The sequence below is a fragment of the Marinobacter sp. genome, assembly GCF_044799475.1.
Lineage (GTDB): Bacteria > Pseudomonadota > Gammaproteobacteria > Pseudomonadales > Oleiphilaceae > Marinobacter.
In genome coordinates this window covers 4,036,145-4,060,466 of record NZ_CP085217.1, presented here as the reverse complement: position 1 = coordinate 4,060,466, position 24,322 = coordinate 4,036,145, and the positions used below count along the sequence as shown (strand labels likewise).

27 protein-coding genes are annotated in these 24,322 nt (G+C 56.4%); 17 read left to right on the top strand and 10 right to left on the bottom strand.

Annotated elements, in window-relative coordinates; genetic code table 11:
- Positions 1 to 16: 16 nt before the first annotated feature.
- On the bottom strand, positions 17 to 952 hold the full coding sequence (locus LG327_RS18630; RefSeq protein WP_404364285.1) for a hydroxyacid dehydrogenase: 936 nt from the start codon (positions 950 to 952) through the stop codon (positions 17 to 19).
- Positions 953 to 1,380: 428 nt separating this feature from the next.
- Here LG327_RS18630 and LG327_RS18625 point away from each other — a divergent pair, with 428 nt between their 5' ends.
- The 7 genes from LG327_RS18625 to LG327_RS18595 all read left to right on the top strand — a co-directional run bounded on the left by LG327_RS18625 (position 1,381) and on the right by LG327_RS18595 (position 7,390).
- Entirely contained in the window at positions 1,381 to 2,346 is a 966-nt protein-coding gene (locus tag LG327_RS18625) for a Bug family tripartite tricarboxylate transporter substrate binding protein (protein WP_404364283.1), read from the top strand.
- A gap of 86 nt (positions 2,347 to 2,432) precedes the next feature.
- Positions 2,433 to 2,894, top strand: a complete 462-nt coding sequence (locus tag LG327_RS18620; RefSeq protein WP_404364282.1) for a tripartite tricarboxylate transporter TctB family protein — start codon at positions 2,433 to 2,435, stop codon at positions 2,892 to 2,894.
- Complete coding sequence (locus tag LG327_RS18615) at positions 2,894 to 4,378, top strand: tripartite tricarboxylate transporter permease (protein ID WP_404364281.1); 1,485 nt, start codon at positions 2,894 to 2,896, stop codon at positions 4,376 to 4,378. Before LG327_RS18620 ends, LG327_RS18615 begins: the two co-directional genes overlap by 1 nt.
- A gap of 96 nt (positions 4,379 to 4,474) precedes the next feature.
- Positions 4,475 to 5,107 (top strand): GntR family transcriptional regulator, encoded by a 633-nt coding sequence (locus LG327_RS18610; protein WP_404364280.1) that lies wholly within the window; start codon positions 4,475 to 4,477, stop codon positions 5,105 to 5,107.
- Positions 5,108 to 5,221: 114 nt separating this feature from the next.
- Positions 5,222 to 6,169 carry an AEC family transporter gene (locus LG327_RS18605; RefSeq protein ID WP_404364278.1) on the top strand — a complete coding sequence of 316 codons (948 nt, stop codon included), beginning with the start codon at positions 5,222 to 5,224 and terminating at the stop codon, positions 6,167 to 6,169.
- Positions 6,170 to 6,179: 10 nt separating this feature from the next.
- A complete protein-coding gene (locus LG327_RS18600; RefSeq protein WP_404364276.1) occupies positions 6,180 to 6,575 on the top strand; it encodes a DUF1499 domain-containing protein in 396 nt (131 codons plus the stop codon).
- Positions 6,576 to 6,904: 329 nt separating this feature from the next.
- Positions 6,905 to 7,390 (top strand): pyridoxamine 5'-phosphate oxidase family protein, encoded by a 486-nt coding sequence (locus LG327_RS18595; protein ID WP_404364274.1) that lies wholly within the window; start codon positions 6,905 to 6,907, stop codon positions 7,388 to 7,390.
- Between the two features lie 34 nt (positions 7,391 to 7,424).
- Here the strand turns inward: LG327_RS18595 and LG327_RS18590 are convergent, their stop codons facing one another.
- From LG327_RS18590 to phnD, 6 genes are all read right to left on the bottom strand, one after another.
- Positions 7,425 to 8,186, bottom strand: a complete 762-nt coding sequence (locus tag LG327_RS18590; RefSeq protein ID WP_404364272.1) for a DeoR/GlpR family DNA-binding transcription regulator — start codon at positions 8,184 to 8,186, stop codon at positions 7,425 to 7,427.
- Between the two features lie 9 nt (positions 8,187 to 8,195).
- Positions 8,196 to 8,990, bottom strand: a complete 795-nt coding sequence (locus LG327_RS18585; protein ID WP_404364270.1) for an HAD-IIB family hydrolase — start codon at positions 8,988 to 8,990, stop codon at positions 8,196 to 8,198.
- A 23-nt stretch (positions 8,991 to 9,013) separates the two neighbouring features.
- A complete protein-coding gene (gene phnE, locus LG327_RS18580) occupies positions 9,014 to 9,823 on the bottom strand; it encodes a phosphonate ABC transporter, permease protein PhnE (protein ID WP_404364269.1) in 810 nt (269 codons plus the stop codon).
- Entirely contained in the window at positions 9,817 to 10,635 is an 819-nt protein-coding gene (phnE, locus tag LG327_RS18575) for a phosphonate ABC transporter, permease protein PhnE (RefSeq protein WP_404364267.1), read from the bottom strand. The genes phnE (LG327_RS18580) and phnE (LG327_RS18575) overlap by 7 nt, the downstream gene beginning before the upstream one ends.
- Entirely contained in the window at positions 10,632 to 11,426 is a 795-nt protein-coding gene (gene phnC / locus LG327_RS18570) for a phosphonate ABC transporter ATP-binding protein (RefSeq protein WP_404364265.1), read from the bottom strand. The genes phnE (LG327_RS18575) and phnC overlap by 4 nt, the downstream gene beginning before the upstream one ends.
- 78 nt (positions 11,427 to 11,504) lie before the next feature.
- Positions 11,505 to 12,503, bottom strand: coding sequence for a phosphate/phosphite/phosphonate ABC transporter substrate-binding protein (phnD, locus tag LG327_RS18565; protein WP_404364263.1), 999 nt, complete (start codon positions 12,501 to 12,503; stop codon positions 11,505 to 11,507).
- Positions 12,504 to 12,747: 244 nt separating this feature from the next.
- On the opposite strand from phnD, the gene LG327_RS18560 reads away from it, so the two are divergent.
- The gene (locus LG327_RS18560) at positions 12,748 to 14,181 is read left to right on the top strand and encodes an APC family permease (protein WP_404364261.1); all 1,434 of its coding nucleotides are present in this window, start codon (positions 12,748 to 12,750) and stop codon (positions 14,179 to 14,181) included.
- Between the two features lie 12 nt (positions 14,182 to 14,193).
- On the opposite strand, the gene LG327_RS18555 is transcribed toward LG327_RS18560, so the two are convergent.
- Positions 14,194 to 14,565 carry a YajD family HNH nuclease gene (locus LG327_RS18555; protein WP_404364260.1) on the bottom strand — a complete coding sequence of 124 codons (372 nt, stop codon included), beginning with the start codon at positions 14,563 to 14,565 and terminating at the stop codon, positions 14,194 to 14,196.
- 183 nt (positions 14,566 to 14,748) lie between these two features.
- On the opposite strand from LG327_RS18555, the gene LG327_RS18550 reads away from it, so the two are divergent.
- On the top strand, positions 14,749 to 15,228 hold the full coding sequence (locus LG327_RS18550) for a gamma-glutamylcyclotransferase (RefSeq protein ID WP_404364259.1): 480 nt from the start codon (positions 14,749 to 14,751) through the stop codon (positions 15,226 to 15,228).
- A gap of 27 nt (positions 15,229 to 15,255) precedes the next feature.
- Here LG327_RS18550 and LG327_RS18545 read toward each other — a convergent pair whose 3' ends face one another.
- Positions 15,256 to 17,007 (bottom strand): alkaline phosphatase D family protein, encoded by a 1,752-nt coding sequence (locus LG327_RS18545; protein WP_404364257.1) that lies wholly within the window; start codon positions 17,005 to 17,007, stop codon positions 15,256 to 15,258.
- Between the two features lie 278 nt (positions 17,008 to 17,285).
- Between LG327_RS18545 and LG327_RS18540 the strand changes: the two genes are divergently transcribed.
- Together LG327_RS18540 and LG327_RS18535 are read left to right on the top strand one after the other, a co-directional pair.
- Positions 17,286 to 17,429 (top strand): DUF3096 domain-containing protein, encoded by a 144-nt coding sequence (locus LG327_RS18540; RefSeq protein WP_404364255.1) that lies wholly within the window; start codon positions 17,286 to 17,288, stop codon positions 17,427 to 17,429.
- Positions 17,430 to 17,540: 111 nt separating this feature from the next.
- Entirely contained in the window at positions 17,541 to 17,795 is a 255-nt protein-coding gene (locus tag LG327_RS18535) for a DUF1778 domain-containing protein (protein ID WP_404364253.1), read from the top strand.
- On the opposite strand, the gene LG327_RS18530 is transcribed toward LG327_RS18535, so the two are convergent.
- On the bottom strand, positions 17,796 to 18,668 hold the full coding sequence (locus tag LG327_RS18530) for a YihY/virulence factor BrkB family protein (protein ID WP_404364252.1): 873 nt from the start codon (positions 18,666 to 18,668) through the stop codon (positions 17,796 to 17,798). It abuts the gene before it with no gap.
- Between the two features lie 181 nt (positions 18,669 to 18,849).
- Between LG327_RS18530 and LG327_RS18525 the strand changes: the two genes are divergently transcribed.
- The 6 genes from LG327_RS18525 to LG327_RS18500 all read left to right on the top strand — a co-directional run bounded on the left by LG327_RS18525 (position 18,850) and on the right by LG327_RS18500 (position 24,318).
- Complete coding sequence (locus tag LG327_RS18525; RefSeq protein WP_404364250.1) at positions 18,850 to 19,671, top strand: gamma-glutamyl-gamma-aminobutyrate hydrolase family protein; 822 nt, start codon at positions 18,850 to 18,852, stop codon at positions 19,669 to 19,671.
- A gap of 20 nt (positions 19,672 to 19,691) precedes the next feature.
- Positions 19,692 to 20,438: a competence/damage-inducible protein A gene (locus tag LG327_RS18520; RefSeq protein ID WP_404364248.1), complete on the top strand. Its 747-nt coding sequence runs from the start codon at positions 19,692 to 19,694 to the stop codon at positions 20,436 to 20,438.
- Positions 20,439 to 20,518: 80 nt separating this feature from the next.
- On the top strand, positions 20,519 to 20,725 hold the full coding sequence (locus tag LG327_RS18515; protein WP_404364246.1) for a DUF2795 domain-containing protein: 207 nt from the start codon (positions 20,519 to 20,521) through the stop codon (positions 20,723 to 20,725).
- A gap of 150 nt (positions 20,726 to 20,875) precedes the next feature.
- On the top strand, positions 20,876 to 21,967 hold the full coding sequence (pdhA, locus tag LG327_RS18510) for a pyruvate dehydrogenase (acetyl-transferring) E1 component subunit alpha (protein ID WP_404364244.1): 1,092 nt from the start codon (positions 20,876 to 20,878) through the stop codon (positions 21,965 to 21,967).
- Positions 21,960 to 22,940: an alpha-ketoacid dehydrogenase subunit beta gene (locus tag LG327_RS18505; protein WP_404364243.1), complete on the top strand. Its 981-nt coding sequence runs from the start codon at positions 21,960 to 21,962 to the stop codon at positions 22,938 to 22,940. The genes pdhA and LG327_RS18505 overlap by 8 nt, the downstream gene beginning before the upstream one ends.
- A gap of 13 nt (positions 22,941 to 22,953) precedes the next feature.
- Positions 22,954 to 24,318 carry a dihydrolipoamide acetyltransferase family protein gene (locus tag LG327_RS18500; protein ID WP_404364241.1) on the top strand — a complete coding sequence of 455 codons (1,365 nt, stop codon included), beginning with the start codon at positions 22,954 to 22,956 and terminating at the stop codon, positions 24,316 to 24,318.
- Positions 24,319 to 24,322 lie beyond the last annotated feature (4 nt).

The following is a 24,322-nucleotide window of genomic DNA, read 5'->3' as shown; positions in this document are numbered from 1 at the left end:
GGCCAATACATTCGCCTTATTGGCCGTTCAGGGCGGCCAGTACTTTGTTCACCACTTCGAGGCCGGTTCGCCGCAAGCCAGCCTCTGTCGAGGCCCCAATGTGCGGGGTTGCTATAAAGCCTGGGTGCTGAAGAAGTGGGTGATCCGGAGATGGCGGTTCCTGCTCGAAAACATCAGACGCCGCGCCTGCCAACTGGCCCGAGGTGAGGGCATTGACCAGCGCGGTTTCATCCACTACGCCCCCGCGGGCACAGTTGATAAGAAAAGAATTGGCCGGCATCGCTGATAGCTGGTCGGCTCCAATCATGCCCCGGGTCTCATCGCTCAGTCCGACGTGGAGGAACAGCAGTCGACTGTTGCGCACCAGAGCATCCACGGTCTGGGCGCGAGCAATTTCAGGCGGCCAGGCAGTCTCCGGTACGAAGGGGTCGTAAGCCATCACTGGGGCACCGAAGCCGGTCTGCAGGCGCTGAGCCACAGCCCTTCCAATGGCGCCAAAACCAATGATGCCGGGGGGCAGTTCTGCCATTTCAAACCCGATGCGCTTTTGTCCCGCCAAGGGCGTGCCCGCCCGGAGAGCTTCGGTGTGGCCTGACAGGTTGCGCGCAAGGGACATGGCCATTGCGACTGCCAGATCGGCAACTGAGGCAGCATTCACTCCAGGGGTGGATAACACCGGAATACCACGACGGGCAGCCTCCTCGATATCGATCGTGTCTGTTCCGGCGCCATGCTTGCCGATCACCTTCAGTTTTCTGGCAGCTGCAATGTCGGTGCCACTAATCTGATTGTTCCGGACAATAATCGCGTCGGCTTCCTCCACCCAGCGATTCATCGCGTTTTCCTCGGGCGTTATCAGTCGTACACAGGCTCGGAGCGCGGAGAGCGCATCTTCGTGGATGGGTTCCACTACGCAGACGGTGGGGCGGGCGCCTGTATTCGGGTGGATCATTTTCGATTCTCCTTCGCGGGTGAAGTGGCCAGGGAACAGAGCCGGATTGCTTTTAGAGCCCGCCAGCTATCACCGACTGCGCGGTTTTTCCATGTTTTTTCAGGCGGGGCCATCACCGATCCGCCCGCTTTTTGCTCTTTGTTGTGCATAAAAAACGCTCAAATTAAGTACAAAAACAGTACAAAAACAGGTTTTTTAAAGCAAGTCATATTTTGATAAAAATGCATTCCCTGCTAGTAAATTAGTATTATTTGTTTATTCAAGTGATTGATTAAAAACATTTATTGATTGATGTGGCATATAGGCGATATGCGCTTAGTTCATTTTGATCTTGACATAATTTGCTCAATGACAAAGGATCAATGTATCCAAAGTTGGGATTAAGTATTTTCTGGATCTTTGGAAAATTCACAGTTGGAGAAAGCCTGATGAAAACAAGAAAGTTGATTGCCCTGATTGCAGCGGGATTGATGTCGGTAGGTGCTGGTTCGGCAGCTGCCGAGTATCCCGAGCGCCCGATCACAATGATCGTGGCCTACGGCGCCGGCGGCGGAACCGATGTAGCTGCCCGTACCCTGGCGCCATACATCGAAGAGCACCTTGGACAGTCCATTACCGTCTTCAACCGGCCGGGAGCTGGTGGCGAGATAGGTTTCACGGCACTCGCGCAGGCGGAGGCTGATGGCTACACAATCGGCTTTATCAATATTCCCAACCTGCTTGCCATTCCGATCCAGCGTAAGACCCGTTACGCCATGGAAGATGTGGATGCGGTAGGTCAGATTGTTTACGACGCAGGTGCGCTCAGCGTGCGCTCGGATAGCGACATAGAGTCTCTGGAGGAGCTGGTCAAGGAGGCGAAAGCAAATCCGGGATCCATCACATATGGCACCACTGGGGTTGGGGGTGATGATCACCTGGCTGTGCTTTCCTTTGAGCGGAAAGCGGGGATCAAGCTTCGGCACATTCCGTTCTCAGGCACTGCCGAGCTGCGGGCAGCGACCCTCGGTGGTCATATCACCATGGCGAGCATGAATGTGGGTGAGGCGGTAGACGACTGGGAAGAAGGCAACCTGCGCATCCTGGGGCAGATGTCGAAGGAACGCTGGAACAGGCTCTCTGAGGTGCCGACTTTCAAAGAGCAGGGCTACGACGTGGTGATGGGCTCCCACAGGGGAATTGGTGCTCCGGCAGGTATGCCCCCCGAGCGGTTCGCAAAGCTGAGCGAAGCCGTCAGAAAGGCTGTCGCCAATCCGGAATTCCAGAAGAAATCGAAAGAGCAGGGGCTTCCGCTGTCTTACATGGGTCCGGTGGAGTTCGAGGAGCAACTTGAAACTCTGAATCAGGAGCTTCAGGAACTCTGGGACGCTCAGCCCTGGGTTCAGTCCAAGTAAGCTGAATGTAAACGAAAACGGCGGGGTGCATGGTTTATTACGGCTCCAGCACCCCGTTTTCCTTTTCGATGATCTGGATTTCAACTATGCCTAAACCTCTGGTTGAACTGGTGGCAGCGCTGATCGTGATCGCACTGTCTGTTGCTGGTTTTCTTGAAGCGCAGGAATACTCGGGGCCTTCGGGCTATCTGCCAAAAGGGGTGACCGCCCTGGCTATTCTGCTTTCGGCCATATGGGCGCTGCAGAGTGTTATGGCACTGCGTAAAGGTGAGGGGGCGGCTTCCCCCGAAAAAACCATCAACTGGCCAAAGTTTGCTTTTTTCACGGGACTATCCCTGGCTTATGTAATCATCATTCCGCTGATTGGCTTTTTCACCTCCACCCTCCTATTCGTGCCTTCGGTCATGCTGGCTCTGGGGTATCGGAACAAGTCCATTCTGGTGGCAGCTCCCGTGATCTTTGTTGTGGTTCTCTATCTGCTGTTTGGCGTGATCTTGCAGGTTCAATTGCCAGATGAACTCCTGCTCCAGCTTGGTGGTGCAAACTGATGGACATATTCAGCAACATTCTCGCAGCTCTTCCCCTGCTTTTTACTCTGCCCGTCATTCTTGCGATGGTCGGTGGTACAGCAGTGGGCATCATGGTTGGCGCGCTTCCAGGCCTGTCAGCGACCATGGGCATTGCCGTACTCATCCCTCTGACTTTCACCATGGATCCTCTGGTGGCACTTGGGATGGTTGCAGGGATATATAATGGCGCCATGTATGGCGGGTCCATTCCTGCGATCCTTCTACGCATTCCTGGCACACCGGCAGGGATTGCAACTGTGTTCGATGGGTATCCGATGGCACAGAAGGGGCAGGGCCCCCTGGCTCTCAGGATTTCACTCGCCTCTTCCTCCATTGGCAGCGGCGTAAGCGCAATCGCGCTGCTGTTGCTGGCGCCTCCTCTGGCAGCAATCGCACTCAAGTTCAGCCCTGCTGATTATTTCTGGTTGGCGCTCTTCGGGATGACGGCTATCGCTGTGCTTTTGAGCAATAACCCGGCAAAAGGACTGCTCAGCACCTGTCTTGGACTGGTCGTGGGCCTGGTAGGTATCGATGCAATGACCGGAGCCGAAAGGTTTGCATTTGATGAGCCGGAGCTCATGAGTGGCATCAATATCATCGTGTTGCTGACGGGGCTCTTTGCAATTCCGCCAGCCATTGATCTGGCCGTTAAAGCCTTTTTCACCGAGACTGACGCAAAGCTCGATAAAACCGCGGTCAAATTCCGTTGGAGCTCTCTGATTCCCGTCTGGATCAAGTCATCGGTGCTTGGGGTCGTGATAGGAATCATTCCGGCCCTTGGGGGGAACGTTGCAGCTGTTCTTGCCTGGAACGAGCAGCGCCGCTCGGATCCGGACAATGACCAATACGGCAAAGGCGAGCCGAAAGGCGTCGCCGCTCCAGAGTGCGCCAACAACGCGGATACCGCCGCGACACTGATTCCTGCGTTGACTCTCGGCATACCGGGGAGTGCTGTGGCAGCGGTAATCCTGGGTGCACTCCTGGTCCACGGCCTGCGTCCCGGCCCTCAGTTGTTCCGGGATGATCCCCAGATCGTCTTTGGCTTCATGCTGGCCATGTTCTTTACTGCCATTCTGATGTTTATCATCGGCCGATTTGGCGCTCGTGCTTTCATCCACGTGCTCAAAGTGCCCCCGGCAGTCCTGGCGCCAATGATTATTGCAATGACCGTGGTCGGCATTTACTCAATACACAACAGCATGTTTGAGGTCTGGCTCATGTTATTCTTCGGGGTGCTGGGTTATGCCATGGAAAAGATGAACATTCCGACGGCACCCGCTGTCCTTGCGGTCATTCTGGGCCCCATGGCGGAAGAATCCCTTCGTCGGGCACTTCTGATTTCCGGCGATGATTTCAGCTATCTGGTGCAGAGCTGGATTTCCTGGATAATGATCGCAATGATTGCGGTGACCCTGATAGTGCCTCTCTGGAAGAAATTCAAAAAACCGCCGGCTGCGACCTGAGCACCAAATGTCAGGATTGTCGGAAACCGCCGGCAATTCTAACGTTTGCCTGGCGCAGCCTGGAGTTGCGCCCTCGATATTCCGGGTTGAGATGTCATGAAAATTGGAGAACGCGTATACCAGACGCTTAGGCGTCAGCTCATGGTGAACCACTACGAACCCGGGACGCATCTGCGCGAGGAAACGGTCGCCGCAGAATTGGGAGCAAGTCGTACGCCTATACGTGGTGCTTTTCAGCGTCTTATTGCGGAGGGACTGTTAACCCAGGCCGAAACGCGTGGTGCGATTGTCACTGGGTGGCGCAAGTCTGATACCGAAGACATATTCAGGCTGCGTATCCTTCTCGAGGGCGAGGCCGCGGCCATGGCGGCCCGGAACATCACCGCCCAGCAGCTTGACGAGATAATTGTCGCCAATGAAGCCATGCGAGAGGCCATTGCAGGGAAAAAGAGCGACCGGATTGAAAGGATCTCCCAGGCCAACAAGCTGTTTCATGAAGGTCTGCTCGATGCCGCTGGCCAGAGCTACTTGCGCATGTTTGGTCGCACTCTTCTGCATCTGCCTATGGTCAGTGGCTTCTTTATTTACACCCCCGAAGAAATGGAAGAGAGTGTTCACCAACACCAGGAAATCATCGAGGCCTTGCAGGCTCGCAATGAGGACTGGGCGAAGTCCGCCATGGGTGTGCACCTGAACAGGGCTCTTGAGCGGTTTCGCCGGTCCCGGTGAAAAACAGCTACGTTTTCGCACGTTGCCACATCCATCGCTGTCGTGTTTCCCCGACCACTGAGTTGGGAGGGGGGACGTTCTTTCAAGAGCCTTTTGTTTCCTGGCAGCCCGACCATGATACTGTTTGAAACCTTTTTACATACACTCGAAATAACCCTTCCAGTCTTCGCCATGGTGTTCATCGGTCTGGGATTAAGACGCCTGGGCTGGATTGATACTGCATTCATCAATACCGCTTCTGCCCTGGTATTCAGAGCCACATTACCGACCCTCGTTTTTCTGAGCATTGTCCGGGCTGACCTGAGTGCAACTCTGAATCCTGGCTTACTTGGTTTTTTTGCCCTCGCAACACTGGCAGGTTTTGTTTTCTGCTGGCTCTGGGCGGCATGGCGGGTGCCCTATGACCATCGAGGGGTGTTCGTGCAGGGAGCCTTTCGTGGTAACTGCAGCATTGTCGGCCTTGCTCTGGCAGAGAGCCTGTACGGTGATTTTGGACTTTCGGCAGGAGGGTTGCTTATCGGGGTCGTCATCGTCCTGTATAACGCTCTTTCAGTCATTGTCCTTGCGTCTTACCAGCCGGGCGAAAAAGCCGGCTGGTGGATGATTCTCAAAGATATCCTGCGCAATCCACTTATTATTTCCGTTTTTCTGGCCATTCCCTTTGCATGGGGGGAGATAGGCCTGCCGGGATGGGTCATGACAAGTGCAGACTATTTTGCCTCGTTGACTCTGCCCCTGGCTCTGCTATGCATTGGTGGCACGCTGTCACTTGGGGGAGTTCAGGCTGGTAGAAAGACAGCTCTGAGTGCCAGCATGATGAAAATGGTCGTGTTGCCGGCACTCTGCACCGCCGGTGCAATGCTGGCAGGTTTTGAGGGAAGAGAGCTGGGGCTGCTGTTCCTGTTCTTTGCATGTCCTACGGCTGCTGCGAGCTTCGTCATGGCCAAAGCACTTGGAGGCAATGCGAGGCTGGCAGCCAATATCATTGCCCTGACTACACTGATGGCAAGCATAACCGTTACTTTGGGCGTGTTCGCGCTCAGGACGGCAGGATTAATCTAGGGAGCTGATCATGTTCGCAGGAAGAAGACCCAAAAACCTCGGTATCCGGGATGGTCGCCTGGCAGCCTGTCCGGCGAAGCCAAACTGTGTCTGCAGTCAGTCGGATTCCCGCCAGCACCGTATCGAACCCCTGAGGTACAGCGGGTCACCGGAGCGGGCCATGGCCAGGTTGCAGGAGATGGTCGAGCGTATGCCCCGGACCTCACTGATTGACGAAGTGGAGGGCTACCTTTACTTCCAGTGTGCGTCGAAGCTGCTCGGATTCGTTGATGATCTGGAGTTTTACTGCCAGCCAGAGGAAAACTGCATCCATGTGCGGTCAGCGTCAAGGCTGGGCTATTCCGACATGGGCGTAAACAGAAAGCGGGTGGAAGCTATCAGGGAGGAGTTTGAGAAAGAGGTCTGATCTGTAGCGAAAAGCGGTACTGAATCAAAAATCGGTATGCATGTTACCGAGCGCGTACGTTTGTACATTTTGCTCCCTCGGTCCCGGGGATGGAACATCCAGGCGTTGAATGCTACAACTTATATAAAGCGAAAGGCTGATGTGCTGTCCGGAATGACTGACCTTTCGGCCCGGGTCCTGAAAGATGGGAGTCGCAGGGTGATATAAATGGGCTGTTGCTGCGTAGGTCGGGGGAGAGATCAGAAATTAAAAGTAACCGGGCAGGTTTTTTAAGATTATAAGCCCGTGTGAGCGAGCATATTCATTCACCAGAACCTGGAGGAAAGACTATGTCCAGCCCAGAGCACAAGCAGAAAATCTGGAATCTGATCCGGGGAATCCGGACCGGGATGCTGACCACCCTGCATGGCAAAGAGCTGCGGTCGCGGCCCATGTATCTCGTGCAGGATAAATACGACGGCACTCTCTGGTTTTTCACCGACCTTCATGCCGAAAAGGTCTTTGAAGTGGAGGAAGACAACGACGTCTGTGTTGCCTTCGCCGATCCCCACGAAGATATTTATGTATCGATGACCGGAACAGGCTGTGTCACCCGGGATAAGAAGCTGATTGACAGGTTCTGGAATCCCTTTGTGGCGGACTGGTTTCCCGAGGGCAAGGATTCGGAAAACGTTGGGCTGCTGGAGATTCATATTGACAAGGGTGAGCACTGGAACACTGACACCAGCAAGATGGTGATGTTTTACAAGATGGCCCGGGACAGGAACGAGATGCCCATGCTCGGAGAGCACGAAAAGTTCGGAACCTCGGACTAGTGTCTTCGGAGTAGCGGCTCCGGTAAATCCGGGCTCAGCAGTGCTGGGTCCGGATTACCTTCAGCTCGGCGGGGAGCGCATTGCGCTTGTCATCCGGGATGGAGTCGGTAATGAACAGATCAATCCCTGAGAACGGCGCCACTTTTATCGAGGCAGCTCTCTCCCATTTGCTTTGATCTGCCACCAGTATCCGTTGTCTTGAATTTGCCAGAATCGCCCGGCTTATTTCGGACTCCCGCTCATCGAAATCCATCAGCCCATCGGTCGTGTCCAGACTTCCCGTGCCGATTACCCCAAAATCCACCCGGAAATCATTGAAAAATTCGACCGTGTGATGGCCAACGAGATCCAGGTCGTTATGGCGCAGGCTCCCCCGGGACACCAGTACCTCAATGCCTGGGTTGCCGCTCAGGGCAGAGACCACGCTCAGATTGTTGGTTAGTACTTTCAGACTGCTGTGGGCAGAAAGTTCCCGGGCCACAAATTCCACACTGCTCCCCACGCCCAGATAAACCGAGGCATCTTCGGGGATGTAACCTGCCAGCGCCGCCGCCATGGCCTGTTTGGCGAACTGGTTCAGCCCCCGGCGAGAGGTAACCGATACATTGGACATGGAAAGAGGCAGGCTCACACCGCCGTAACGCCGTCTCAGTAGCCCCAGCTCACAGAGGCGGTTGATGTCCTTGCGAATGGTCTGTGATGTTACCTGGAACTGGCGGGCGACGTTTTCCACCTCAACGTGGTTCTCGCGTCGCACCCGCTGGAGAATCAGATTCTGTCGCTCAGTAAGTTTCATTTTAGGGGTTCAGTCCGGCCTGACCGGTTCTGGTGGGGTGATACTGGCGAGCCACTGGTCAGCCAGTTCGACAAATCCTGATCCGCAACGGCCTTCTGTCACATGAGCGGGTCGAGATTCCAGGTACTCGAGGTGAGGCTGGATGTTGGCAACTCCTACGCTCTGGGGGAAGAAGGCAAACATGCTTTCATCGTTGGGTGCGTCACCAATGAAAACGGACCGGGCCTTCAGTTCCTCGGCCGAGAGGTTAAAAAGCTCGGCGGCCATGCGCCGGGTCATGGCACATTTGTCGAAAGTGCCCTGGGCGACATTGATATGAATAGAGCTTTTTTTTACCCGGAAACCGTGATCGAGAAGTGCCTGCATGATCCGGTGGACCTGACTTTCCGGAAGCCGGCAGTCCTGGTTATAGTCGATTGCAACATCCACCAGACGGAAATGGTGATCCTTCGCAAGAGTGATGTTCAGATCAGGATCCAGCGAACCTATGGCTTTGATGATAGCGAGCCGGTCCGCCTGATGACTTTCATGATCCACCCAGTACCGGCAATCTACGGAACCGTTTGCGCTGCGTGAAAAGTAGAAACTGCCGCCCTCGCCAATAACCGCCCGCACCGGCCAGGTCCTGATGATCTGGTCGCACCAGCCTGCACAGCCGCCAGTTACCGGGACAATGACAATGCCAGCATCCGCCAGACGCCACAGGGCGCTGTAGGTTTCGGGGCGTAGCTGGCCGTCGGTGGTGAGCGTGTCATCCACATCCGTGAAGAGAAATCGGGCATTCTGAAAATCAAAGTCGTGCATTGGTTTGCTCGTTGGCGTCACGGTTACAGTACCTTCTTGCGGAGCATGCCTGTCAGGGCCTCACCCATCAGGACCAGCGCAATGATGGCCAGCAATATGGTAGCCACCGTCTGCCAGGCGAAGGTGTCGATGGAGCCCTGGAGAAGAACGCCAATACCTCCTGCGCCAACCAGGCCGAGCACGGTGGATTCACGGATGTTGATATCCCAGCGCAGGATGACGATGGCAAAGAACGCGGGCATGACCTGGGGCACAATGCCAAACAGCACAACTTTCATGCGGGAGGCCCCTGTTGCTTCCATGGCTTCCACTGGTCGCCGGTCAATTTCCTCGATGGCCTCGCCCATGAGTTTTCCGATAAACCCCACGGAGCGGAACATCACCGCCAGTATGCCCGCCAGCACTCCGGGGCCGAAGATGGCCACAAACAGTAGCGCCCAGATAATGGTATTGACTGACCGGCTGGATACCAGGATGAAGCGGCCAATCCAGAGTGTCAGTCGATTGGGCGTGGTGTTCTGGGCCGCAATGTAGGATACGGGCAGGGCGATGAAGATGGTGAGCATGGTGGATAGTGTGGCTATGTGGATGGTTTCCAGCATGGCATTCAGGATCGCGGGCCAGGCAGCGAGTTCGGGTGGCCACATCCGCCCGCCCAGATTCTGGATCTGGGTGGGTGCATCCCATACCCAGGGCCAGAAAATATCAATGTCCCTCACGGCCCAGACTGCGGCAAAAAGAGTGATGAAGTAGATCGCGAACCGGATCCAGCGCTCCTTCCTGCTGTACCGGGTCCAGGCGCGGGTGGTCAAATCAGTTGTCTGCTCTACCATATTTTTTTCCTCACCCATCCGCTGATCCCTTCACTGACAAGAATTACGCCGACGATGAGAATCAGAATTGCAAAGGCGAAGTCGTAGTCGTAGCGCCCGAATGCATTCATCAGGGTTGAGCCGATACCGCCAGCCCCGACAATGCCCACCACGGCCGAAGCCCTCAGATTGCTGTCCAGCTGGTACATTGAAAGGCCTATCTGGCGTGGCAGGATCTGGGGAAAGACGGCGTATATCAGGGTCTTGAAAAACCCTGCGCCAACCGACCGCACGGCTTCCATCTGGCCCCAGTCGATCTCCTCAACTTTTTCAGCAAGCAGCTTGGCGACAAACCCGATGGAATAGAGTGTCAGGGTCAGGATGCCGGCAAGCGGGCCAAATCCAACTGCAGCCACGAACAGAATGGCGACGATCACCGGGTGAAAGCTGCGGGAGAGAATGATAATGCTGCGGCCCAGAATGTATAACGGCATGGGCGCAAGATTTTTTGCTGCCATCAGGGCTATGGGTATGGACAGAAAGACCCCCAGAAGGGTGGCCAGAAAGGCTATCTGAAAACTCTCCTTGAAGCCGGTCCACATCAACCCGCCACGCTCAAAGCTCGGAGGAAAAGCCCCGCCAAATATGCGTCCGGCCCTGGGCAGGCCTTCGGCGATGCGCTCCCAGTTGAATGGCAGAGTGTTGAATGTCCAAAAGAGATAAATAGCGACTGCAAGCAACAGGCCGTATCTGAGCCATGGACTGGCGATGAAGGGTGGTTTTTTCCATTTCTGGCCAGTCAGCGGGCCGGGGTTCTGTCCTGCCTCGCTCATGTCGCACGGGCCTCCGAGGTCTGCTGTTCTTCACTTTCCGTTTCATCAGGGGCCTCTATGCCCCCATAAATCGCGTCCAGCGCATCCTGATTGAACTCATCAGGGACGCCATCAAAAATCATCTGGCCGTTGCGCAGTCCGACAATGCGATCGGTGTAGGTTCTGGCCTGGGATACGTTGTGAATGTTGATCAGCACCGGAAGGGACAGTTCGCTGGCGAGGCTCTGCAGCAGCACCATGATCTGTTCCGAGGTTCTGGGATCCAGGGACGCCGTTGGCTCATCGGCAAGCAGAATTTCCGGCTCCTGCATCAAAGCCCGGACAACACCTACGCGCTGACGCTCGCCGCCGGAGAGTTCGTCTGCCCGCTTGTTGGCATAATGAGCAATGCCGACACGGTCCATAAGGTGGAATGCACGATCTATGTCCGTCTGCGGAAATTTTCTGGTAAGAGCCTGGTAAAGGGAAACATAACCAAGACGGCCGGCCAGTACATTTTCCATCACCGTCAGCCGGTCGATCAGATTGAAACCCTGGAAAACCATACCGATTTTTCGACGGGCCCGGCGCAGGCCGGCACCCCGAAGACTGACCAGTTCCCGGCCGTTAAGTTTGATGGAGCCGGAAGTAGGCTCTACCAGCCGGTTTATGCACCGCAGCATGGTGCTTTTGCCAGCACCGGAAGCCCCCACGATGGCAACCACACTGTTGCCTTCCACGGCCAGATCCAGACCTTTCAGTACCGACTCGTCGTTGCCGTAACGTTTAACGAGGTTGGAAATCTCAAGCATAGAAGTCTTGCACCTGAAGAAATGGACGGAATGCTTCCCGGTGCAAACATGGCAGATCGCACCGGGAAGAGAGCGGCGTTACTTCAGATTGTCCGGCGTATACTGCACACCGTTGGCAGACTGAATGGCCCGGATAACTTTCCAGTGCTCTTTGTAATTGATGGGGATAAAGGATTCCACGCCTTCGAACTCTTCGCCCAGTTCCGTCCCGGCGAATTTGAAGGAGTAGAAGGCTTCCTTGATCTTTTCGACCAGGTCGGGGTGCAGGTTGTAGGCGTAGTTATAGGACGTAGTCGGGAAACGATCCGATTCCCAGACAATCCGCACATCTTCTTCGTCGTAAAGGTCACGAGCCGCCATACGTTCAACCACCTCAGAGGCCACGGGTGCGGCGTCGTAGTCGCCGGCGACAACACCGAGCATGGACTGGTCATGGCTGCCGGAGTAAATCACCTCGTAGTCTTCACCCGGCACTACCCCCAATTCAGGGAAAAGTGCTCTCGGTGCCTGGTTTCCGGAGTTGGACGTTGGGGATGTGTGAGCGACACGCTTGCCTTTCAGGTCTGCCACTTCGGTGATGTCTGAATCCGCCTGGGTATAGACCTGCAGCGTATAGCCAAACTGCCCCTCATCGGACCCCATCAGAGCAAACGGCACTGCGCCGGCGAGGTTGACCGCAAACGGTGTTGGGCCCGTAGAGAAGCCCGCAACATGGAGGCGGCCGCTACGCATGGCTTCCACCTGGGCCGCGTTGGACTGAACCGCGAAAAAGCGAACGTCCCGGCCAGTGACTTCTTCCATGTGGTCGATAAAGGGCTGCCAGATATCTGAGTAGATGGCAGGGTCTTCTACCGGGGTATAGGCAAAAATAAGGGTGTCCGGATTGAGCCACTCCGACTTGTCGTCTGGGCGGTCAGCAACCAGATCTCCGTTTTCATCGCAGTACATGGGGTCCAGTGCGCCTCTTTCGCAGTCAGCCAGCGCAGTGCTGGCCATACCGAAGGTCAGGACTGGCAGCAATGACGCTGCTGCCCATAGCCGTGCGGGGCTCCCGGGTATTTTTCTGGCGGGTTTCATTGGCATCTTTCCTTTTTTTGTAGGTTGTCAGGGCAGTGGATTCCGACTGCCAGCAAACACCGGTACCGCGACTGGCGGACCACCCCGGTTTCCGGATTCAGCTCTTCCTTTATAGTTCAATTGAACCATGATGACACCCTCAAATGAAATTTCTGGATGACTGTGGACACAACCGCCTGTTGATGAGCGGAAGCCGGGTGTATGTTTTACTGAAAGGGGAGGCATACATGACGGAGGGGAATCGGTGAAGACGCCAGCTGTTAACGTTGAATTCGTGCGGGTGCTGGCCAACAGGGATGTTCTGGCGCTGTCCTTTGGCGCCATGATCGGCTGGGGCTGGATAGTGATGACAGGTAACTGGATTCAGTCTGCCGGCAGCCTGGGGGCGATTACGGCTTTTGTGGTGGGAGGCGCTGCCATCGTGCTGGTGGGCCTGACCTATGCTGAACTGGCGGCTGCCATGCCCAAGGTGGGCGGAGAACATGTATACAGCTACCGGGCTCTGGGGCATTTCCCGTCTTTTATCTGCACCTGGAGCATCGTGCTGGGTTACATGAGCGTGGTCTCCTTTGAGGCTGTGGCTCTGCCCACGGTGGTGGAACATCTCTTTCCCGATTATGCCGTTGGCCATTTGTGGACAGTGGCGGGCTGGGAGGTGAAGGCCACCTGGGTGGCGGTGGGTGTGGCAGGCTCCGTAGCCATGATGTGGATAAACCTCATCGGCGTGCGCACGGCCGCGCTGGTGCAGAAGACGGTGACACTTCTGATTCTGGTGGTGGGCGCCATGTTCATCACCGGCTCACTGTTTACCGGTGAAACTGAAACCATGAAGCCGCTGTTCAATGTGGAGAGGGGGGTGGTCGGCGGCATCATGACCGTGATGATCATGGTGCCCTTCATGTTTGTCGGTTTTGATGTGATTCCCCAGGCCGCAGAAGAAATCGACCTGCCTTTCCGGGAGATTGGCCGGGTATTGATGTTTTCAGTGATTCTCGCTGTTTTCTGGTATGCCCTTATTATTCTCGGGACGGCGCTGATGCTGAATCCCGCCGCTCTTGAGGCCAGCACCCTGGCGGTTCCGGACGCCATGCAGGGAGTGTTTCAGTCCCCCTGGGCCGGCAAGCTGATGGTGTTTGCCGGTATCGCCGGCATCATCACCAGCTGGAATGCCTTTTATGTGGGTGGCTCCCGTGCCATTTATGCGCTCGCCAGGGCCGGGATGCTGCCCGCCTTCCTGGCGAAGCTGCATCCCAGGTACCGCACGCCGGTCAACGCCATATTGCTCAAGGGTGTCGTATCCAGCGTCGCACCCTTTTTCGGCCGTCCGGCCCTGGTGTGGCTGGTCAACGCCGGAGGCCTTGGCATTGTGATCGCCTATGTGTTCGTGGCCCTGTCTTTTCTGGCACTTCGGCGTCAGGAGCCGGAGCTGGAGCGGCCTTTCCGGGTCAGCCAGGGAGGCGTGGTGGGGATCGTGGCTCTGTTGTTCTCATTGGGCATGATCGGCCTCTACATGCCTGGAAGCCCATCGGCGCTGATGTCTGTGGAGTGGTTGTTTTTCGGGGCCTGGATGGGTTTGGGGCTGGTCATGTATGCCTGGTCCCGTAACCGGTATGGTACCGGCCATGCCGACACCGAGGTGAAGCGAGAACTGCAGGGAGAAGCGGAAGAGCCCGGCTAGCTGTGCCGGACTTTACTTCCTGTCCTTCATTGCATCCTTCAGACCTGCAAACGGATTGAAAGTCGCAGCTTCCCGCTTGGCGTCAGAACCGCCGCCGTAGCTGATGTAGGACTCGAACTTGTTGTGTTCTTCGTCGTGACAGTAAAGGCACAGCAGCTCCCAGTTGCTGCCATCGGGGGGGTTGTAATCGTGGTCATGGTTAACATGGTGCACGGTGAGTTCGCTCAGGTTCGAGCGGGTGAATTCCCTGGCACAACGGCCGCAGATCCAGGGATAAAGTTTGAGGGCTTTCTCCCGGTAGCCTTTTTCGCGTTTGGCGATATATTCGCGCTGTTCCTGCAGTAGCCGGTCCAGTTTGCCCGTATTACCCTGTTCTCTGGCCATGGTTCACCTTTTAGTGATGATGCAGCGACCTGTGCGCTCTGATGAAATCCCCGCCGTCGACGCTCCGGGCAGTTCTGGTACGATCATATCAGCGTTCGGCACGGAAACGCATGGGTTCCGTCAGACGATCATTTCCGCCGAAGCCGGAGAAATGCAGTGCTCTGTTTCAGCTATGGTTCAAACATGTCCAGCGCGCGAATCCGCTCCAGAGTCCCCTCGGCGGAGTTCGTGGCAGTGGCAGCCCTTGAAGCTCATCGCCTGGTGTTCCACAAGCTGAGCCGGAGAGACGGTTCGGCAAAGTGCGATGCGCTATTTACCTGCGACCCGGATGATCAGGTTCTGGGAGTGGTATACGAAATCGCTGACCGGGAAAAGCCCATCCTTGATCGTGCCGAAGGCCTGGGCTGGGGGTACGAGCAGAAGCTGGTTGATGTTGAGACCCGGGACGGGAAATCGCTCAGGGTCCAGATGTACTACGCCACAGATATCCACCCATCGGTTCGACCTTTTTGCTGGTACAGCCAGCATGTCCTGAATGGTGCCCGGGAGCATGGGCTGCCTGGTTACTATATTAAGGCAATTGAGGCAGTTCCCGCTGACGAAGACCCGAAAAAGCGCCGCCATGAGCGTGAACTTGCCATCTATGCAGAGAAGACCCGCTAAAAACCTGATGTCTTCCCGCCCCCAACCTCAGACAACAGGCAGAAGCGTGCGGTTGCCTGCCCCTGGCAGCGTTTTCATGGCATGGCCTCGGGCTGAGTCCAGCCCATACTCCTGCGTCTTGACGCTGCTGATAAAGCGCCATTCCGCCCGGGCTTCCTCCCGGGTGAACTCCACAATCATGTATCCACGCTGGTTGATGTTGAGATACTTCAGGTCATCGACAAGCAGCTCCAGTGCCTGTTCCGCTGCGGGTACCTGTGCATCTGGCAACTGAAGGTACTGCTCAAGGCCTGGAGAGGTGACGCCGGCGGTAGCGAATTCCACTCCAGCAATCTCGCCACTCATGGTCTTCAGATCGTTTGCCCACGCATTGTGTGTATCTCCTGCCAGCACCACCAGGTTCCGGTTCAGCTTTCTGGCGGTTTCCAGCAGAACTTCCCGCTCGACGAAATAGCCATCCCAGGCATCCAGGTTGTAGGGAAGAACCGTGGTTATCCGTGCAATCTCGGCTTCGGTGAGCGAAGGATCGCCCTGAAGATAGCGGGCCTTGAGCATTGCCAGTTCCTGGAACATGGGCAAAAGCACACTGGGGTCCGGGTTGATGAAGTTTGCGAGCATTTCCGCTGGCAGCATCATCCGGCCCATCAGTACCTGTTGGCCGAGAACATCCCAGGTTGTGTTGGACTGGGCCGACTGGGCCAGGGCTGTCTGGATCCAGCCCAGCTGTTCGGCCCCCAGCATGGTGCGGTTGGGGTCCGTCAGGTCAGCCTGGAAGCGCTGGGCATCAATGCCGGTCTGGGTCAGATAGTTGGCGTAATCCAGTTGCTGGTCCCGCCCTATGATGCGTGTATCCAGCATGTGAAGAGAGACCAGATCGCCAAATCGGAATGTCCGGTAAATGGTCTCACGGTCATCGCTGGAGGCGGGTCGGATCGGTAGCCATTCAAACCATGCCTGGAGAGCATTCAGCTTGCGCTCGCCAAAATCACCTTCTCCGGCATTATGGTTTTCGGCGCCATTCTCCCAGGCGTCATTGGCCACCTCATGGTCGTCCCACACAACTATGAACGGAGCCCTTGCATGCAGCGCCTGCAGGCTGACATCACTCCGGTAAACCGCGTAGCGCCTGCGATAGTCTGCGAGGGTAATCAGCTCCACATTATTGTCAGCGGGGAGGGTTCGCCCGAGTTCCTCTGCGTCCTCGGTGCCAAAACCGTCGTTATCGTATTCGTAGATGTAATCCCCCAGATGCACCACGGCATCCAGGTGGTCCTCCGCGGCTGCTTCTGCATAGGCATGGAAGTGGCCGGCGGGATAGTTGGCGCAGGAGAGAACAGCAAGCCTGACGTTGCTGACACTGCCCTCCGGCAACGTCCGGGTCCTGCCGGTGGCGGAAATCCTGTTGCCCGCACGGAAGCGGTAGTAGTAGGTCTGACCCGGACTCAGATTGCGGACATCCACCTTGACCGTGTAGTCATGGGCCTGTGTGGACCTGATGGAGCCGGTATGGGTGAGATTGGCGAAATCTGCATCGGTGGCGACTTCCCATCTGGTCACTACCGGTATTTCAGGAGTGCTGTCCGGCCTCACCCGTGTCCACAGAATAACCGCATCCTGCAAGGGGTCGCCACTGGCCACACCATGAGTAAAGCTGACTGGCCGGCCGTTCTCATTGTCGTCGGTGGGGAAGGGGCAGCCAGCCAGGCCGGTTGAAATAGCTACGGCGCCAACGCTGAGTGCCGATGCCCTGAGAAAGTCACGCCGGGAGAATTTTTTCATTATTGTTCCTGCCTGTGCGGGGAATTGCCTGGGTTCAATTCTGTCGGCTTTCTGTAACAGCCATGTGACGGAGTGTATCCGTCGAGGACGGCAACTCACCTGGCTATCTGCGACAGAAAAACTGGCAAATTGCGTCAGAACCGCCGGATCTTAACCCCGCCGTCACATGCATCCGGCAGAAGAGAAACGGATGAAGAGCAGGAACCAGCGGGACCTGCTAATGTAACCCTGTGGCCACCGGCCACGGATTTCATTCTGATCAAGGGAGATACAAGACAATGACACTCCAACTGGAACTTGCACCACTGATAAGCCTTGGTGCCGGCATCGCCATACTGGTGTTCCCCCGGTTACTGAACTACATCGTTGCGGGTTATCTGATCGTTCTGGGGGCTCTTGGCCTGTTTGGTCACGGCATCTAGAGCTTTAAAGCGGGGTCTGCTGGCAGAAAAGAAACATATGTTATGTTCCTTTTTTCCGGGTGGTGCTAGCCTGAAGTATGGAGTAACAGTTACCCCGAAAAAGGAAGCGACATGAAACTGTCACTGGACGTCAGCCCGAACCAGTATGAGTGCCTCAAATCCGCAGCAGAGCTGGAAGGAAAAACCCTGAGTTCCTATGTACTGGAGCGGGCACTCGCAGCGACAGTTGCGAACCCGTCGCAGGATGGCGATACGGCGGCCGAAGCCCTGTTTAGCCACGGAAGGGAAAGATTTGACACTGGCGGCCGCTCCAGCCAATCCGTTGAAGAGATCTTTAACGACACCATGGGCCAGGCCGGAAGCTGATCACTCGCGGTTTTCGGCAGGATCAGGCGACTTGTGCCAGGGCAGGCCATGTCGTGCGCTACGTTCAAGTTCGGCGATCACCTGCGCCCCCAGAAGCAGGATCATGGCGGCAATCTCGAGACTGATCAGTAATACTATGATGGTTGCCAGTGAGCCATAGACAGCACCCACCAGGGATATGTTGAGAAAGTAATACATCAGCAGAAACCGGGTACCCTCCCAGAGAATGGCAGCCACCAGACCTCCCGCCAATGCCCGCCTGGGGGCTATCCGCACGGTGGGCAGAACCTTGTATATGGCACTGAAAAGAAGGAAGACACTGAAGAAACTGAAAACGTGGAGAATGAACGCCGGGTCTTCATAAACCGTGCCGGCAATGGCCGACACCACCGTCAGGGCCAGCAGGCCGATTCCCAGCACCAGAATGAACGCGTAGGGCAGGATGGCAGACACCCAGAAGCTGCGGTGGGGGCTGCCCGGCTGATGGAAGATTATGGCGATGGAATCCTCCAGCATCCGGAAGGCAAATGAGCTGAAAAACAGCAGAACCGGGATGCCCACAATGCTTATGAGATCCCGCGATTCCATGAACGCCCGCACTGCATCAAGCACCAGGCTGGCATGGGACGGCGCCAGGTGCCGGGCCTGAACGGTCATGACTTCCATCAGTCGGGTTTCATCCACTATCTGGGTTAGCAGGGCGCCCAGTATCGCGAGCATGGGGACCGCAGAGAGGAGTATGTTGTAGCCAACCCCTCCTGCCAGCAATATGCCGTGATTGCGCAAGAAATTGCTGACAACACGACGGGAAAACCGGGAAAAGTGTCGAATGCCCACTTTGACGTCATGACCTTTCTGGGTTTCGTCTGTCATGATCTGATCGGCAGCTCTGGATGTGAATGTAAACGTTCAATGGCCTGAAACTACCTGATTCGGCGCTTGCGTGCCAAGAGGCGGAGAGTGAACGGGTTTCAGCACCTTTGCGCAAAACTGTATCTCTCAGCCCGGATTGGGTAGGCTCAGTAAAACACGTTTTCCGGACAAGGGAGCTGGCTTGAGTAGAAAAAAGAAACCCCTGATCGGCGTAACCGGGCCAGACCGAGGCGGACGTGCCGCCTGGTGGGCAACCCGATGGCTCCTTAGAAAAGCAGGCGCCCGGGTCTGCTGGATCACCCCCTCCCGTCAGCGCTGGGTCGACGACCTTGATGGGTTGGTTATTGGTGGCGGTGCCGATGTGGCGCCGAAACTCTACGGTCAGGAGCGTATGGAAGAGGTGTTCGAGGCGGCCCGGGAGCGCCAGACTCTCAAGCGCAAACTGGTTATTCTCCTGCTTTTTCCCCTGATATATCTGGTTCGCTTGTTGCTGAGTGGCCACACGACCGCCAAAGAGGATTCGGCGCGGGATGATCTGGAGCTCGGCCTCATTCATAAGGGGCTGGACGGGGGCATACCCATGCTGGGTATCTGCCGGGGAGCACAGCTGATCAATGTGGCTCTGGGTGGATCGCTCCACCAGGCGCTGACCGATTTCTATACCGAAACTCCGCAAATACGGAGTGTGCTCCCACGCAAGGAAGTGGAGCTGGAGCCTGACAGCCGGTTAGTGAAGATTCTTGAATGCAATCCCTGTCGCGTCAATGCTCTTCACAGCCAGGCCATCAATGAGCCGGGCGAAGGGTTGAGAATAGTTGCCCGGGAAGCTACGGGGGTGACCCAGGCGGTGGAACACCGGGACCGTCCTTTCATTATTGGCGTTCAATGGCATCCTGAATTCATGCCTCAGAGCGAAGGCCAGTTTGGCCTTTTCATTGCCCTCACCCAGGCTGCAACCGACAAGCAGCAGGAACGACTGAGCGAGGCCGTAAGCAGCAGCTAGACGGCGCGAGGCAACTGACGATGACGGATATCAAAACTTCCCGGTTTGGCCTGCTTCTGATCGGCGATGAGCTGCTCAATGGCCGGAAGCAGGATGCCCACCTGCCAGCGATGATTCCCCGCTTCGCGGAGCGGGGGCTGGAGCTTTCCTGGACGAAAACTATCGGCGATGATCCGGATCTGATTACCCGAACCCTGGTCCAGACCCTGGGCAGCGGGGATGTTGTTTTCAGTTTCGGAGGCATAGGTGCCACGCCCGATGACCTCACCCGGCAGTGCGCTGCTGCTGCCTTCGGCCTGCCCATTGCCCTGCACCCCGAGGCTGAAGCGGAAATCCGCGGGCAACTTGGTGAGAGGCTGAATGACCACCACCTGCGCATGGGGGAATTCCCGGCTGGCAGCGATATCATTCCGAACCCCATCAATCGGATTCCGGGGTTTTCCGTCCGCAACCATCACTTTGTGCCCGGCTTTCCGAAAATGGCCTGGCCCATGGTGGAGTGGGTGCTGGATCACGACTACGCCCATCTTCAGGCTCCCGGCCGCGAGGTGAGCCAGACCCTGCTTCTGACGGATACCTCCGAAGGCCCGCTCATTCCCCTCATGGAAATCCTCCTGAAAGAATATCCTGACCTGCGCCTTGCCTGTCTTCCCGACGCCGGAGGCGAGCAGGAGGTTGAGTTGACGCTCAGAGGTGCCCCCGGACGTGTTGTTCAGGGCATGGACCGGCTGCGCGAGCTGCTGGCGGCCCTCCAGACGGGACACTAGGGTTTTATCTCCGCGTAACGGCGCGCTAGACTGGTTTGAGGAGTGAATTCAATGTTCATCCACTGCCAACGGAGGTAGTCATGGCTACGAGAGGACCAGCGCAGTACATAGACACCGAAGCGAACGAGGCCATCTCCGGACTCGATTTTCCTGCCAGCAGGGAAAAACTGCTCGAGCAGGCCCGGGCCCATCGTATGGATCCCCGGATCATTGAGACTCTTGAGAATCTTCCCGAAGGCACCTTTTTTCATGCCGATGAGATCCTGAAAGACCCCGGCGATAGATGAATCGTCCCGGGAGAATGCTTTTCCTCCAGCCCCGAGCGCCCGACCTCTGTGTCGGGCGCTGCTTTTTATCTGCATAAAACCGCCCACCCCTTGGAAAATCGCCAAAGAGACATAAGGAATATTCAGAGAGCGTTTATCGAGAGGGATCCCATGCCGAGAAAAAAGATCAGACTCGAGCACCAGGTTGAGTATCTGTCCATACTCGACGAGAAGGGCAAGCTCGACAAAGAACTGGCACCGGACATTGACAACGATGCGCTGAAGAAAATGCATCGAGCCATGCTGCTGAGCCGGCGCTTTGATGAATATCTTCTGAAATGGCAGCGGGAGGGGCGGATTGGAACTTTCGCGCCCGTGAAAGGCCAGGAGGCCAGCCAGATTGGCTCCATAGCAGCCATCGAAAGTGACGACTGGATGGTCCCCAGTTTCCGTGAGACGGCGGCGGCCATCTGGCGGGGAACTCCCCTGAGTGGCCTGGTTCTGTACAACGCTGGCTACAACGAAGGGGGGCGCATTCCCGATGACCAGAACGACCTGCCCATCTCCATTCCGGTCGCCTCCCAGCTCAGCCACGCAGTTGGCATCGCCTACGCAATGAAATACCGGAAAGAGAAAAATCTGGCCCTGACCTACTTTGGCGACGGCGCCACCTCTGAGGGCGACTTCCATGAAGCCCTGAATTTTGCAGAGGTCTTCAACACCCCGACCATTTTCGTCTGCCAGAACAACCAGTGGGCCATTTCCGTGCCCCGGGACCTTCAGACGCCCTCGAAAACCCTGGCGCAGAAAGCCCTGGCCTACGGCATGCCGGGGATCCAGGTGGATGGCAACGACCTTTTTGCGGTCTATGCGGCTACCCGGGAAGCGGCTGAGCGGGCCCGCAAGGGAGATGGCCCGACGCTGATCGAATGCGTGACCTATCGACTTTCCGTCCATACCACCGCTGACGATCCGAACAAGTACCGCTCAGAAGAAGAGGTGGAAGAGTGGGAAAAACGCGACCCCATCACCCGCCTGCAGCGGTATATGAAGAGCAAAAAGCTGCTAACCGACAAGGACATCAAAAAGCTCGACGAAGAAGTCACCGAAGAAGCCCGAGCTTCCTGGGATGAAGCCGAGAAAGAGATGAAGAAGCTGGGCGACCCGATCGATATGTTTGATCACCTTTACGCCGAGCGCCCGCCTTACCTTGAAGAGCAGCGCGACGCCATGAAGCAGTATCTGGAGGATCGCCGTGGCTAAGATGAACATGGCAGAGGCCATTAACATGGCCCTGAAGCAGGAAATGGGAAACGACGACAATGTGTTTCTGCTGGGTCAGGACATAGGCGTCGATGGCGGCGTTTTCCGGATCACCGACGGCCTTCTGGATGAATTCGGAGAAGAGCGGGTGATGGACACCCCGCTGGCAGAATCAGCCATCGTTGGCATGTCAATCGGGATGGCAGTGAACGGTTTGAAACCTGTGTGTGAGCTGCAGTTCTCCGGTTTCAGCTATTTCGCTTTCCACCAGATGGAAGGCCATGCCGCCCGGCTGCGGTGGCGGTCCCAGGGGCGTTATAACGTGCCCATGGTCTGTCGCATGCCCTATGGGGGTGGGGTCCATGCGCTTGAGCATCATTCAGAGAGCCGCGAGATCTACTATGCCCACACCCCTGGCCTGAAGATGGTCATTCCCTCCGGGCCGCGCAATGCCCGGGCTCTGCTGATCAGCGCCATCCGCGATCCGGACCCGGTCATCTTCTTTGAAGGCAAGGCGCTTTACCGGGCCTTTCGGGAAGAGGTGCCGGAGGACGAGGAAACCCTTCCCATTGGTGAATCACAAGTCGCGCGGGAGGGCGATGATCTGACCCTGATCACCTATGGTGCGATGACCCACCGTTCCCTGGAGGCTGCAGAGAAGCTGGCCGAGGACGACGGCGTTGAAACGGAGGTCATCGACCTGCTCAGCATTTCCCCCCTCGATGACAAAAAGCTGAGTGAGTCGGTGCGCAAGACAGGCCGGGTGCTGATCGTGCATGAGGCTCACCGCAGCTTCGGTCCTGGTGCTGAAATTATTGCGCGAATCAACGAGAAGTCTTTTTTCTATCTGGAAGCGCCTGTCCAGCGCGTGACCGGCTACGACGTTATCACCCCCTATTTTGCCCGCGAACAGGATTACATTCCCGACGTAGACAGGATCATCGATGGTGCAAGGCGGGCACTGAGCGACTGAGGAGCAACCTTCAATGGCAAAGGAATACACCCTGAAAGACCCCGGGGAGGGGCTCAGTGAGGTAGAAATCGTCGAGATTCATGTATCAGAAGGAGATCGCATCGAGGATGGCGATCCGCTGGTCAGCGTAGAAACGGACAAAGCGATCAACGAAATCCCCGCGCCCTTCAGTGGAACCATTGAGTCCGTAGACGTAAAGAAAGGAGACGTCGTAAAAGTTGGCGAGGTCCTGGTCACCTACAGTGACTCTGACAGTGACTCCGAAGGCGGAAAAGAATCGGAAAAGGAAGAGAAAAAGGAAAAGGAAAAGGACAAGGACAAGGACAAGGACAAGGACAAGGATAAAGAAAAGGGCAAAGAAAAGAACAAGTCCGAAGAGCCGGAAAAAGAAAAAGAGAAGAGACAGAAAAAAGAGAAACAGGACAGCGAAGAGAAAAAAGAAAAAGGAAAGGCGGACCGCAGCCGTCCAGTGCCGGCCGCACCTGCCACCCGCAAGCTGGCACGGGAACTTGAGGTGGACCTCCATGATGTGGAACCCACCGGCCCCCATGACCGGGTGACGGAAGAGGATGTTCGTGCCTTTGCCGAAGAGAAACCCGAGAAGGAAGGCACCAGGGCGACGGAGGCGCCCGAAGTGCCCGAGCTGCCTGATTTCAGCCAATGGGGCGAGATTGAGCGGCAGCCGCTGCGGTCAGTGCGGCGCGCCACAGCAAGACAGATGAGCCTTTCCTGGTCCCAGATCCCCCATGTCATGCATCAGGGTGTGGCCGATGTCACCGAACTGGAGAAGTTTCGCCGCCGCCACAAGGATGAGGTGGAAAAGCAGGGGGGGAAGCTTACTCTGACCGTTCTCGTGCTCAAAGCAGTTGTCGCAGCGCTTAAGCAGTTCCCCCGGTTCAACGCGAGCCTGGATGTGGAGAACGGAGAAATCATCCTGAAACACCATTACCACCTTGGCCTGGCAGTCGCCACCGATCGTGGCTTGCTGGTGCCGGTGATCAGGGATGCAGACCGTAAAGGTGTCATGGAGCTTGCCGTGGAAACCGTCCAGATTGCGGACAAAGCCCGGGAGGGCGAGCTGAAAAAAGAAGAGATGGAAGGGGGGACCTTCACCATCACCAACCCTGGCCCAATTGGCGCCACCAGCTTCACGCCCATTATCCATTACCCCCAGGCAGCAATTCTGGGCATGTGCAGCACACGCCTTGAGCCGGTGGCCATCGGGGACCTGGACGATTACAAGGTAGAGGCGCGTCTCCAGCTGCCCCTTTGCCTGGAGTACGACCACCGGATCAATGATGGGGCAGATGCCGCCCATTTTGTGAAAACCATCATCGACATTCTGCAGGATCCCGAATCCTTCCTGCTGGCGGTCTAGAGGG